Here is a 12188-nt window from a genome sequence, read left to right as displayed (position 1 = left end):
CGATCCCTACTAGAGATACCCACGGTGCCCGTGATGCAAGCCGCCAAGCCGCTGTTCGACTATCCCAAGTTCTGGGCCGAGTGTTTCGGCCCGGCGCCGTTCCTGCCCATGAGCAAGGAAGAGATGGATCAGCTGGGCTGGGATTCCTGCGACATCATCATCGTCACCGGGGACGCCTACGTCGACCATCCGTCGTTCGGCATGGCCATCATCGGCCGCCTGCTGGAAGCCCAGGGCTTCCGCGTGGGCATCATCGCCCAGCCGGACTGGCGTTCGAAGGACGACTTCATGAAGCTCGGCCAGCCGAACCTGTTCTTCGGCGTGGCGGCGGGCAACATGGACTCGATGATCAACCGCTACACCGCGGACAAGAAGATCCGCAGCGATGACGCCTACACCCCGGGTGGCCTGGCCGGTCGTCGCCCGGATCGCGCCAGCCTGGTCTACAGCCAGCGCTGCAAGGAAGCCTTCAGCGATACCCCGGTCATCCTCGGCGGCATCGAGGCTTCGCTGCGCCGCATCGCCCACTACGACTACTGGCAGGACAAGGTGCGTCGCTCCATCCTGATGGACGCCACCGCCGATATCCTCCTGTACGGCAACGCCGAGCGCGCCGTGGTGGAGATCGCCCAGCGCATGGCTGCCGGCGAGCGGGTCGAGCAGATCACCGACGTACGCGGTACCGCCTTCGTGCGCCGCGATACCCCCGAAGGCTGGTTCGAGGTGGACTCCACCCGCATCGACCGTCCGGGCAAGGTCGACAAGATCATCAACCCCTACGTGAACACCCAGGACACCGCCGCCTGCGCCATCGAGCAGGAGAAGGGCGAGCAGGAAGATCCGAACGAAGCCAAGGTCGTGCAACTGCTGGCGCACCCGCGCCTGGAGCGCGAGCGCACGGTGATCCGCCTGCCGTCGTTCGAGAAGGTGCGCAGCGACGCGGTGCTCTACGCCCATGCCAACCGCGTGCTGCACCTGGAGACCAATCCGGGCAACGCCCGCGCCCTGGTGCAGAAGCACGGCGAGGTGGACGTGTGGTTCAACCCGCCGCCCATCCCGATGAGCACCGAGGAAATGGACTACGTGTTCGGCATGCCCTATGCGCGCGTGCCGCACCCGCTGTATGGCAAGGAGAAGATCCCGGCCTACGAGATGATCCGATTCTCGGTGAACATCATGCGTGGCTGCTTTGGTGGCTGCACCTTCTGCTCGATCACCGAGCACGAAGGGCGGATCATCCAGAACCGCTCCCACGAGTCGATCCTTGCCGAGATCGAGGCGATGCGTAAGGTGCCGGGCTTCACCGGCGTGGTCTCCGACCTCGGCGGCCCGACCGCGAACATGTACCGCATCGCCTGCAAGGACCCGGAAATCGAGCGTCACTGCCGCAAGCCGTCCTGCGTGTGGCCGGGCATCTGCGAGAACCTCAACACCGACCACTCCTCGCTCATCGAGTTGTACCGCAAGGCCCGCGCCCTGCCGGGCGTGAAGAAGATTCTGATTGCCTCCGGCCTGCGCTACGACCTGGCCGTGGAGTCGCCCGAGTACGTCAAGGAACTGGTGACGCACCATGTCGGTGGCTACCTGAAGATCGCCCCGGAGCACACCGAGGAAGGCCCGCTGTCGAAGATGATGAAGCCGGGCATCGGTACCTACGACGCCTTCAAGCGCATGTTCGAGAAGTTCTCCAAGGAGGCGGGCAAGGAGCAGTACCTGATCCCGTACTTCATCGCGGCGCATCCGGGTACCACCGACGAGGACATGATGAACCTCGCCCTGTGGCTCAAGCGCAATGGCTTCCGCGCGGACCAGGTGCAGGCGTTCTATCCCTCGCCCATGGCCAGCGCGACCGCCATGTACCACTCGGGCAAGAACCCGCTGCGCAAGGTGACATACAAGAGCGACGGCGTGACCATCGTCAAGAGCGACCAGCAGCGCCGCCTGCACAAGGCCTTCCTGCGCTACCACGACCCGAAGGGCTGGCCGATGCTGCGCGAGGCGCTGGAGCGCATGGGCCGTGCCGACCTGATCGGCAACGGCAAGCATCACCTGATCCCGACCTACCAGCCGCAGACCGACGAGTACCAGAGCGCGCGCCGCAAGAACTCCACCCCGGCCGGCAGCAAGAAGACCGGCAAGCCGCTGCTGACCCAGCACACCGGCCTGCCGCCGCGCGCCAGCAACGGCTCCAAGCCGTGGAACAAGGCCGAGGAAGGCAAGGCCAGCGGCTACGCCAAGGGCAAGAAGCGCACCACCAAGCGACAGCCCAATATTCCGCGCTGACCCCTGGTTTGCTGCAATCGAGAAAAGGCGTGCCCGCTAATCGGTCACGCCTTTTCCTTTGAAGAACGCCACGTAAGCCTTGTCCACCTTCAGGATATGGTGGATCAGCCAGGACTTGAGCAGCTCCAGGGCCTCGACCGAGACGACTTCGCCATCCTCGTGGCGGTACAGCAGGTCGATGATCTGCCGATTGAAACGATCGTGCTCGGCCCGGTGCGCTTCCTCCTCGGGGTAGCCCAGGCGCTGGAACAGCACTTCCTCGACGATGAAATGATTCATCGTGTACTCCACCAGTTGCTCCAGCAACTCGCCGATGGGCTGGCCTTCGTCCTCCGGGCCGTTCAGGCTGTCGTACAGCGCATTGGTGAGGTCGACCAGCCAGCGGTGCTGTTCATCGATCCGCTCGATTCCGATCACGAACTCGTCGTTCCAGGGCATGAAGCTCATCCGTGCACTCCTTGGGTTGGAAGCGCAGATCATCCCGATCCGCCACCGCTAAACCCTGACGTCAATCAATCAAAGTGCGATGTGCCTGAAGGGCTGGCGTGGCGCGGGATGTAGGAGTATTCTCGGTCTTATTTGGTACGATAGTTCCATATCATAAAAACAAGACCGGAGCCCGCCATGCGTCTCGCCACTCTTTCCCTTCTCGCTCTCTCCGTTGCCCTGGCCGCCTGCGGCGAAGGTGACAAGCCCACCGCTGCCGTCAGCGCCGACTTCCAGAAAGACCTGCAGGCGCGCCTGATCAAGGCCAAGGCCGGCGATGTCATCGACATTCCCGCCGGCACCTACCACCTGGACCGCAGCCTGAGCCTGAAGGTGGACGGCGTGACCATCCGCGGCGCCGGGATGGACAAGACCATCCTCAGCTTCAAGAACCAGAAGGCCGGTGCCGAAGGCCTGTTCGTCGACGCCTCCGACTTCACCATCGAGAGCCTGGCCATCGAGGACGCCAAGGGCGACGGCCTGAAGGTCATCGGTGGCAAGAACATCGTCATCCGCAACATCCGCACCGAATGGACCAACGGCCCGGCTACCGAGAACGGCGGCTACGGCATCTACCCGGTACAGACCGAAAACACGTTGCTCGAAGGCAACGTCGCGATCGGCGCCTCCGACTCGGGTATCTATGTCGGCCAGTCGCGCAACGTGGTCGTGCGCAACAACCGCGCCGAGCGCAACGTCGCCGGTATCGAGATCGAGAACACCATCGGCGCCGACGTCTACAACAACGTCGCCACCGACAATACCGGCGGCATCCTCGTCTTCAACATGCCCAACCTGCCGCAGCCGGGACGCGGCACCCGCGTCTTCGACAACGATGTGCAGGGCAACAACCACGAGAACTTCGGCCACAAGGGCACGCCAGTGGCCAGCGTACCGGCGGGCTCGGGCGTGGTGGTGAACTCCAACGATGACGTGGAGATCTTCGACAACAAGATCGGCAACCACAAGACCGCCAACGTCATCGTCAGCAGCTACTTCAGCACCGGTTATTCGGGCAAGGCCACCCAGCCCAACTTCGACCCGTACCCCGAAGGCATCTTCATCCACGGCAACACCTTCGGTCCGGGCGGCGACAGCCCCGACCACCTGGAGCTCAAGGCCCTGAAGATCGCCAAGTTCGGTCTCAACGGGCGCCTGCCGGACATCCTCTGGGACGGCTACTTCAACGACAAGAAACTGGTCGACGGCAAGCTTCCGGAAGCCCTGGCCATCTGCATCGACAACGGCAGCGCCGGCATCGTCAACGTCGACGGTCCCAACGGCTACAAGAACATCAGCACCGACATGAGCAGCCACCAGTGCAAGCTCAAGCCGCTGCCGAAAATCGAGCAGGCCGGCCTCGGCGAGAAGGGCAACAAGGCATGACGAAACCCGCTTCGTTCCTGTTGTCGCTCGCCCTGGCCGCTGCCCTTGCTGGTGCACTGGCCGGATGCGGGCAGGAGAGCAAGCCGCGTTATCAGCCCGAAGGTGATGACTACCCGGAAAAGCTCAGCGGCTGGGGCATGCTGCACCTGGCGGACGGCCACCTGACGCCGGCCGCCGAGGTGCTGCCGTATGACCTCAACACCCCGCTGTTCACCGACTACGCGCACAAGCTGCGCACCGTATGGATGCCCGAGGGTCAGTCGGCGCAGTACGCCGAGGACCGCTTCGACTACCCCGTCGGCACCGTGCTGACCAAGACCTTCTATTACCCCAGGGACGCCCAGGGCAACTTGCTGCAGAACAGCCAGGACGACCGCGACCCCAAGGCCGGGCTGGACATGGGCAAGGTCCACCTGGTGGAAACCCGTGTGCTGGTGCGGCAAAAGGACGGCTGGGCGGCGCTGCCCTACGTGTGGAATGCCGACCAGAGCGAGGCGACGCTGGAACTCGCCGGCGACAGCCCGGCGCTGGAGTTGACCGCCGAGGATGGCAAGAAGGCTGCCTTCACCTACATGGTGCCGGACGCCAATCAGTGCTCCGAATGCCACGCCGAGCAGAAGGGCGGCGGCATCGCCCCGCTGGGGCCCAAGGCGCGGCACCTGAACAAGGACTTCGCCTACGCCGAGGGCAGCGAAAACCAGCTGCAGCACTGGCAGGCACGCGGCTTCCTCAAGGGCCTGCCGGCGTTGGCGCAGGTGCCGCAGAACGCCTTGTGGGGCCATCCGCGTCCCGGTGAGGACCTGGAGAAACAGGCGCGCAGCTACCTCGACGCCAACTGCTCGCACTGCCATAACCCCAAGGGCGCGGCACGTACTTCGGGCCTGCACCTCGACCCGCACACGCCGGTTTCCATCGCCTATGGCCTCTGCAAACCACCGGTGGCGGCGGGCGGCGGCACGGGCGGGCGGTTGGAGGACATCCACCCCGGTAGCCCGGACAAATCGGTGCTCAGCTACCGGGTCGGCAGCGACAAGCCGGGCGACATGATGCCCGAGCTGGGCCGCACCCTGGTGCACCGCGAGGGGCTGGAACTGCTCAATCGCTGGATCGCCTCGCTACCCGGCGACTGCTAGCTCCATGACGCCCGGAGCCCGCCGTGGCTCTGGGCTGCGCACTGCAACGAGCAAACCGCTGGGGCCGTGCTAGCGTTCATCTGGTCCCTTTCTCTCGCAGGTGCGCTTCCATGGACGATACGAACATCATCAACGTGGGTACGGAGAAGATCAACGCACTGTGGGCGACGGTTTCGCAGTACGCGCTCGCGTTCGGTGTGAAGATTCTCGTAGCCATTCTCTTCTGGGTGCTCGGTCGCTGGCTGATCAGCTTCGCCGTCAACCTGGTGGAAAAGGCGCTGGCCAAGCAGAGCGTCGATCCGACGGTGCTGCGCTACGTCGGCTCCTTCATCACCGTCACCCTGAACATCCTTCTGGTCGTCGGCATCCTCGGCTACTTCGGCGTGCAGACCACCAGCCTCGCGGCGCTGATCGCAGCCATCGGCCTGGCCATCGGCATGGCCTGGTCGGGGCTGCTGGCGAACCTGGCAGCCGGCGGCTTCATCATCGTGCTGCGACCGTTCAAGGTGGGCGACTTCATCTGCGCCGGCGGCGTCACCGGCACCGTGAAGGAGATCGGCCTGTTCGCCACCGCGATCAACACCCCGGACAACGTGATGACCCTGGTGGGCAACAACAAGATCTTCAGCGACAACATCCAGAACTTCACCCACAACCCGTACCGTCGCGTGGAGCTCAAGGCGCAGCTTTCCGGCGCTGCCGACTGGCAGGCCGCGGCGGCCGTGCTCAAGCAGCGCATCGCGGCGATTCCCAACGTGCTGAGCGATCCGCCGGTGGATGTGGAAATCCTCGAGTTCAACCTTGTCGGCCCGGTGCTGGGGGTACGTCCGTACTGCCATAACGACGTCTACTGGCAGGTCTACTTCGACACCAACCGCACCATCAAGGAAGCCCTGGGCACCGACTTCCCGGCACCGATGCCGGCGCAGACGGTGATCGTGCAGCAGTCGGCCAACGGCTGATCGCTACGGGATCGGAAAAGGCCACCGCACGGTGGCCTTTTCTTTGGGCCCGCCGTGATGAGCGGTCGTGCCTCCGGGATCGGTGGTTTCCACCGTCGAAAGCCTTCCCGCGCCTGCGCCTGATCGTCTATTCGCGCGGAAATTTCCCGGCGATTTCGGCGCGCAGTCTGGCTGACCCGGCCTTGAAACACCTCGCACTCTAGAGATCGGAGCGCCGTCCCACGACGACGCACAATCCGCTCAGTAGCGAGGCGAAGCCATGGGAAGTCGCTTGCTGGCCAGAGGGTTCACCCTGGTCGAACTGCTCGTTTCGGTGGTGATCCTGTCCATCGGCCTGCTGGGGCTGGCGGGCCTGCAGAACGTCGGAGTCGCCGCCAGCTACAGCGCATTGCAGCGCTCACAGGCTTCCTGGCTGGCCAGCGAGATGAGCGACCTCCTGCGGGCGAACCTGCCGGCGGCCCGCGCGGGCGCCTACGACCTCGCCTTTGCCGAGCCGACCGGAGATTGCCCGGCGGTTTCCGGCAGCAGTCGTGCGCAACTCGATCTCAGCCAATGGCGCAATACGGTCTGCACGGCGCTGGGCGGATCAGGCGGCGGCTCGGTGCGGGTGTTCCGCGGCGGCGAACTGTACCGCGTGGAGATCGCTATCCGTTGGGACGACAGTCGTGCGCGAGGTCGGTGGCCCAGCGATGGCGAACGCTGGGAAACCTTTACCTATCGCACCTCACTCTGACATGGACGCCACCGCCCAGCGCGGCCTGTCGTTGGTGGAATTGCTGATCGCCATGGCACTCAGCCTGCTGCTCATGGCGGGCGTGATCGAAGTGCTGCTGAGCAGCAAGCAGACCTACCACGCCAGCCTTGCCCTGGCCGAGCTTCAGGAAAGCGGGCGTTTCGCCTTCGACATCCTCGCACAGGACCTGCGCACTGCCGGGTTCGTCAGTGCTTGTCCGTCCGGCGTGGTGAATGCCAGCGGGGCTGGCACTGCGCAGTTTGCCCTGGAAAGGGCGGGCATCGAAGGCTACGGCAGCGGCATGACGGCGCCGGCCTGGGTGCCCTCCGGGAAGCTGGCGAATACGGATGCGTTGTTGCTGCGCTATGTCGGCGAGCCCGCGCTTGCGGCGCGCTCGGTCGTCGGCAATCAGGTCGTCCTGGCCTCCGCTGGTGCCTCGACCGGGGCGTATTACCTGCTCTCCGATCTGCAGTCGTGCCTGCTGATGCGAAACGCCGGCAGTGCGAGCACCCTGGTCGCTAACCGCGCGTTGGGCCACTTCCTGGCCTCGGCCACCCGCGCCTATCCCTATCGCTACGCCATCTACTGGATCGGCAAGGGGGAAGGGGGCTCGCCGGGCCTCTTCGTCACCTACAACAGCGAGAGCAGCGACAAGCAACAGACCGACGAGCTGGTTTCCGGCGTGGCTGGGCTAAGCCTGCGCTATGGCGTTGCTGGCGTAGGCGGCGACGCCGTCGCGATCTACAAGGCCGCGTGGGAGATGGCCGCTATCGAGTGGAGCAGGGTGCGCACGGTGCGCGTCAGCCTGCTGTTGCAGAGCCTGACCCGCAACGTCGACGAGGCGCCGACAGCGCTGGTATTCGACGGACGAACGCTGACCGCCAATGCGGAGCGTCGTCTGCGCATGGTGATGAGCAGCACCACTGTGCTGCGCAATGCCGTGAGGGCCGAATGAGGCGTTGGCGCGCCCAGCGCGGCGCAGTGCTGCTGGTCACCCTGGTGATGCTGTTGCTGCTGACGCTCATCGGGCTGGCCGGTATGCGCCTGGCGAGCCTGGAGGAGCGCATGGCAGGGAATCTGCGTGATCGTCAAATGGCATTTCAGGAAGCTGAGTCTGCGTTGCGTGCGGGCGAACTGGCGGCACGCGACCTCTACAGGCGTGTTCATCTCGACGCTGCTGCCTATGACGTTGCCGCGGACATTTCGACAGGCGACGCAGGCGCTCCGGATCTCGCGCGCCAAGCGCGTTACCAATTGAAGTTCCTGCGGCTGCTGAACAACGAAGGCTTGGAAGTGGGCATGGGCAGGGCTGCGTATGGCGTGGCAGTGGAAGTGAGCGCAGCGGGCTACGGTGTGCGCCGCCAGCCTTCGGGCGAGCCGGTCTCCAGTGCGCGGTTGCGCAGCATCTACTTCATTCGCTGATGGACGACAGGGAGGTGGTGGTGGCACGAGGATGGAAATACGCGCCGCTGGCGCTCATGGCAGGGTTGCATGGGCTGGCAAGCGCCACGCCGATCAGCCAGGTGCCGTTGCAGGTTGGTGGCGGCGCTCCGGGCAATCTCGTGCTGCTGCCTACGACGGCTCATTCGGCCGTTGCGGCGGCTGCCCACTCGGGGGATACCTACATTCCCGAGTGGACGTACGCCGGCTATTTCGATCCTGCGAAGTGTTATGGCCAGGAGCCCGCGCAGCAGTACTTCCAGCCCCTGCGGGCGGCGCAGGAACATCTCTGCTCTGGCGCCTGGAGCGGCAACTTCCTCAACTGGGCAACGGCTCAGCGCCTCGATGTCGTGCGCTCCGCGCTGACCGGCGGAGACCGTTACATCGATACCGCCGGCACGACAGTGCTGCAGAAGGCGCGCAATACGGAAGTCGACGGCAGCTTCCCGGACCGCCATTTATCCACGGTGCTCGCGGGTGGAGCCACGCTGTTTTCCGGGCTGTCCTTGTCGTTCCGCATCGCCGGGCAGGATCGCAGCCTCCTGTTCAGCCGCAGCCCGGCGTTTGCCGGTGAGCCGCAGGACTACCTCGCCGGGACTGTTGTGCAGGCCGCGGAAACCTATCGCTTGCCAGTCCGGGTACAGGTCTGTGTGGCTGGCATGCTCGAGCGGAACTGCCACCGCTATGACGGCCAGTCCAAGCCCGAAGGTCTATTGCAGCAGTACGCCAGCCGGCTGCAGGTCAGCGTGCTTGGCCGGGCTGATAGCGACGGAACGAGCAATGTCGTGCTGCGCGCCCGACACACGTTCATCGGCCCGAAACTGGACGACGGCGCGGATAATCCGCAAGCGGAATGGTCCGCACGCAGCGGCATATTTCTCGCCAACCCGGACCAGGATGCATCCGGCCGCAGCGGCGTAATCGACTACCTCAACCGCTTCGACGAAGCGGCGTTGCGACGCGGGGATGACCTGGGCGAGTCGTTGTATGCGGCGATCCGCTACCTGAGAAACCAGGGCAGCCTTGCGGGGCCGGCCGATGCTGGCGCCGGCCGTGTGTTTCCTGCCGTCGCGCCCTGGGGGGACCCGATCAGCCATGCCTGCCAGCGCAACAGCGTTCTCGGCCTGGGTGGTGCGGGGCAGGCGCGAATTGGCGAGAGCCTGCCTCGCCTCGCGGGGAAGGACCCGGCCGTGGATATGGCCCAGGCCGGTAGCCGCGTGGTCGCCATCGAGGGAGCAGGTGCCGACGACGCGACCCTCGACTTCGCCGGCCTCGCTTACGACGCGCACACCCGCGATCTCCGTACGGACATTCCGGGGCGACAGACGCTTTCCACCTACTGGCTCCCCATCGAGCCGGCAGGACAGGGCAGCGCCCTCTGGCTGGCGACGAAATATGGCGGTTTCTCCGTGCCCAAGGGCTACCGCTATGAGCGGGATGCGCCGCTGCCGACGGCCTGGTGGCACGATGCAGCGATCTCCCTTGCGGTACGCCCGGACAATCTTCTGGACGCCACGGAGCCGGCGCGCTGGCGTGATGAGCTGCAGCGGGCGTTCGCACGCACTGCAGAGAGCGGCGCAGGGGCGTTCAGCCAGTTCATTGCGGGCGGGCGTTCCGACGAGGTATTCAGCACGACATTGGACCCGACGAAGTGGAGCGGCGACCTGCTGCTTTGGCAGGGGAGTTCGGCGAAGCCTGTCTGGTCGGCGGCGCAACGATTGGATGAGCTTAACCAGGCACAACTGGGCGGGAGAAACATCTTCACTGTCCGCACGCCGGACGGTTCGGGTATCGCGCGGCAGGGAGTCGCCTTCGCCTGGCCCGCGCTGGATGATCGGCAGCGTGAGGCGCTGGTCGACGATGGCAATGACGGTGAGCGCCTGCTCGACTACCTGCGTGGTTCCAGGCTGGACGAGCGCGACTCGGCGGCGAGCCTCCGACCTTACCGGCAGCGCGGCAGCCGGCTGGGCGACATCGTCCATTCGCGCCCGGCTTACTCCTGGCATGACCCACAGCCGTATGCCGCGCTGCCCCAGCCGCTGGCCAGCGGGCAGACCCTGGGCAGCGCCTATCGCGACTTCCTCGACAGTGCGGCCTATCAGCAGCGTGCGCCCCTGGTGGTGGTCGGTGCCAATGACGGCATGCTGCATGGTTTCGATGCACGCGATGGGCGTGAGCTGTTTGCCTATGTGCCGGCTGCGGTCTTCGCCCATCTGCGCGAACTGGCCGCTCCGGGCTACGTGCACCGCTACTTCGTGGATGGCTCGCCGAGCATTGGGAATGCCTGGATCGAAGGGCGCTGGCGCACCTTGCTGGTAGGCACTCCAGGAGCGGGAGGCAACAGCGTCTTCGCCCTGGATATCAGCGATCCGCAGCGTATGCAGCCAGGCAGCGTGCTGTGGGAGTTCAGTCACCCGGAACTCGGCTACAGCCTGGGCCGCCCGGCCTTGCTGGCGTTGGCGTCGGGAAGGTTTGTGGTGGCGCTGTCCTCCGGCGCCCGTGACCCGCAGGGCAAGGACGGCGAGCTCTGGCTGCTCGATGCAGCGGATGGTCGCCCGCTCAAGCGCATCAGGCTGCCCGGCGCCGGAGACCTGGGGCCGGTGACGGCGATCAGCAGTACGGGCGATGTCACGGCCGATCGCCTGTACGTCGGGGACGGTCGTGGCAATCTCTGGCGCGTGGATCTCGCAGGCGATGACGGCCAGGATTCGGCCATTCCCGTTTCGCTGGCCGGAGGGGCGCTGTTCAAGGCCGTCGATGCGAAGGGAGCGGCTCAGGTGATTTCTGCGCCCATCGCTGTGGCGCGCGATGGCAGTGGTGCGGTGCGAGTGATGTTCGGCACCGGGCGATATTACCGTGTGGGCGATAACCTGCCCGCCGAGCCTGAGAAAGTCGAAAGCCTGTACGGCGTTCTCGACGACGGTAGGGCGTACCCGCTTGTCGGCGCAAAGCCTCGACGTGCAGTCGCTGGCGCTGTCCGCCCGTTCGCCAGGCGACGGTAGTCGAGGCTGGTATCTGGACCTGCCCGCCGACGGCACTCGCGTGATCGAACGGGCGCAGGTGCGCGCGGATCGCTTCGTGCTGTTCAACCTCATGACGCCCGGGGACGACCCTTGTGACGATCCCCTGCGCTACGGCTCCGTCGTCCTGGATATTGCCAGCGGTGGTGATCCCGGCATGGCGGCGCCGGTGGTGTCAGCGGCAGGCAATGTGGTGATCGGGCAGCCTGGTGGTCTGCTGGTGCGGCCTGGGGAGGGGGGAAACGGCGTGCAGCTCACGACGCTGGACGAAGACGGGCGCCCCCGCACGCGTGAGCTCGACTGGCCGGGCGACAGCGGACGCAAGGCCTGGCAGGAGCTGCGCTGAGATGAAGGCTTCCGTGCATCGCAATGGTTTCACGTTGCTGGAAATGCTTACGACGGTGGCGCTGATCGGCATCCTGCTGGCCATCGCCGTACCGACCTACCAGGACCATATCCGCCGGGTCCACCGGGTGGACGCACAGAAATCCCTGGTGGAGTTGGCGCAGTATCTGGAACGCTACTACACCAGCCATGGCAGCTACGTGGGCGCGAGCCTGCCGTATCAGCATTCACCACGAAACGGGCCGGTGCGCTATCGCCTGGGCTTCGCCGACGAGCCTGGGGCCGCGAGCTTCACGCTGATGGCCGAACCTCAGGGCAGCATGGCGGGCGATAGCTGCGGAACACTGACGCTGGCCAGCAGCGGGCTCCGTGGTGCGGCCGCGGAGCGCTGCTGGTAGTG

Annotated in this window: 11 protein-coding genes; 10 read left to right on the top strand and 1 reads right to left on the bottom strand. The window is 65.4% G+C overall.

The window, feature by feature from the left end; all coding sequences use genetic code 11:
* Positions 1-33 precede the first annotated feature (33 nt).
* Positions 34-2283 carry a YgiQ family radical SAM protein gene (locus RS899_RS23440; RefSeq protein WP_064979545.1) on the top strand — a complete coding sequence of 750 codons (2250 nt, stop codon included), beginning with the start codon at positions 34-36 and terminating at the stop codon, positions 2281-2283.
* 36 nt (positions 2284-2319) lie between these two features.
* On the opposite strand, the gene RS899_RS23435 is transcribed toward RS899_RS23440, so the two are convergent.
* Entirely contained in the window at positions 2320-2730 is a 411-nt protein-coding gene (locus RS899_RS23435) for a bacteriohemerythrin (RefSeq protein ID WP_315808190.1), read from the bottom strand.
* Positions 2731-2907: 177 nt separating this feature from the next.
* Between RS899_RS23435 and RS899_RS23430 the strand changes: the two genes are divergently transcribed.
* From RS899_RS23430 to RS899_RS23390, 9 genes are all read left to right on the top strand, one after another.
* Entirely contained in the window at positions 2908-4155 is a 1248-nt protein-coding gene (locus RS899_RS23430; protein ID WP_054906374.1) for a parallel beta-helix domain-containing protein, read from the top strand.
* Positions 4152-5288: an SO2930 family diheme c-type cytochrome gene (locus tag RS899_RS23425; protein ID WP_054906375.1), complete on the top strand. Its 1137-nt coding sequence runs from the start codon at positions 4152-4154 to the stop codon at positions 5286-5288. Before RS899_RS23430 ends, RS899_RS23425 begins: the two co-directional genes overlap by 4 nt.
* A gap of 110 nt (positions 5289-5398) precedes the next feature.
* The gene (locus RS899_RS23420; protein ID WP_054906376.1) at positions 5399-6250 is read left to right on the top strand and encodes a mechanosensitive ion channel family protein; all 852 of its coding nucleotides are present in this window, start codon (positions 5399-5401) and stop codon (positions 6248-6250) included.
* Between the two features lie 259 nt (positions 6251-6509).
* On the top strand, positions 6510-6983 hold the full coding sequence (pilV, locus tag RS899_RS23415) for a type IV pilus modification protein PilV (protein WP_054906377.1): 474 nt from the start codon (positions 6510-6512) through the stop codon (positions 6981-6983).
* A 1-nt stretch (position 6984) separates the two neighbouring features.
* Positions 6985-7938: a PilW family protein gene (locus tag RS899_RS23410; protein ID WP_054906378.1), complete on the top strand. Its 954-nt coding sequence runs from the start codon at positions 6985-6987 to the stop codon at positions 7936-7938.
* Complete coding sequence (locus tag RS899_RS23405) at positions 7935-8405, top strand: pilus assembly PilX family protein (protein WP_315808189.1); 471 nt, start codon at positions 7935-7937, stop codon at positions 8403-8405. Before RS899_RS23410 ends, RS899_RS23405 begins: the two co-directional genes overlap by 4 nt.
* The gene (locus tag RS899_RS23400; protein WP_315808188.1) at positions 8405-11425 is read left to right on the top strand and encodes a pilus assembly protein; all 3021 of its coding nucleotides are present in this window, start codon (positions 8405-8407) and stop codon (positions 11423-11425) included. The genes RS899_RS23405 and RS899_RS23400 overlap by 1 nt, the downstream gene beginning before the upstream one ends.
* Complete coding sequence (locus RS899_RS23395; RefSeq protein ID WP_315808187.1) at positions 11361-11789, top strand: hypothetical protein; 429 nt, start codon at positions 11361-11363, stop codon at positions 11787-11789. The genes RS899_RS23400 and RS899_RS23395 overlap by 65 nt, the downstream gene beginning before the upstream one ends.
* A gap of 1 nt (position 11790) precedes the next feature.
* The gene (locus RS899_RS23390) at positions 11791-12186 is read left to right on the top strand and encodes a type IV pilin protein (protein ID WP_315808186.1); all 396 of its coding nucleotides are present in this window, start codon (positions 11791-11793) and stop codon (positions 12184-12186) included.
* The last annotated feature ends 2 nt before the right edge of the window (positions 12187-12188 follow it).

This window comes from Pseudomonas sp. C9-3 (assembly GCF_032392015.1).
Lineage (GTDB): Bacteria > Pseudomonadota > Gammaproteobacteria > Pseudomonadales > Pseudomonadaceae > Pseudomonas > Pseudomonas nitroreducens.
The sequence above is the reverse complement of the archived record's forward strand: the minus strand, read 5'-3'. Positions and strand labels throughout refer to the sequence as shown.

Excerpts from the sequence above, each read along its gene's own strand:
- RS899_RS23420 (WP_054906376.1), top strand. The coding sequence starts at position 5,399 with ATGGACGATACGAACATCATCAACGTGGGTACGGAGAAGATCAACGCA.
- RS899_RS23425 (WP_054906375.1), top strand. The coding sequence starts at position 4,152 with ATGACGAAACCCGCTTCGTTCCTGTTGTCGCTCGCCCTGGCCGCTGCC.
- RS899_RS23410 (WP_054906378.1), top strand. The coding sequence starts at position 6,985 with ATGGACGCCACCGCCCAGCGCGGCCTGTCGTTGGTGGAATTGCTGATC.
- RS899_RS23440 (WP_064979545.1), top strand. The coding sequence starts at position 34 with ATGCAAGCCGCCAAGCCGCTGTTCGACTATCCCAAGTTCTGGGCCGAG.
- RS899_RS23390 (WP_315808186.1), top strand. The coding sequence starts at position 11,791 with ATGAAGGCTTCCGTGCATCGCAATGGTTTCACGTTGCTGGAAATGCTT.
- RS899_RS23435 (WP_315808190.1), bottom strand. The coding sequence starts at position 2,730 with ATGAGCTTCATGCCCTGGAACGACGAGTTCGTGATCGGAATCGAGCGG.
- RS899_RS23430 (WP_054906374.1), top strand. The coding sequence starts at position 2,908 with ATGCGTCTCGCCACTCTTTCCCTTCTCGCTCTCTCCGTTGCCCTGGCC.
- pilV (WP_054906377.1), top strand. The coding sequence starts at position 6,510 with ATGGGAAGTCGCTTGCTGGCCAGAGGGTTCACCCTGGTCGAACTGCTC.
- RS899_RS23400 (WP_315808188.1), top strand. The coding sequence starts at position 8,405 with ATGGACGACAGGGAGGTGGTGGTGGCACGAGGATGGAAATACGCGCCG.
- RS899_RS23405 (WP_315808189.1), top strand. The coding sequence starts at position 7,935 with ATGAGGCGTTGGCGCGCCCAGCGCGGCGCAGTGCTGCTGGTCACCCTG.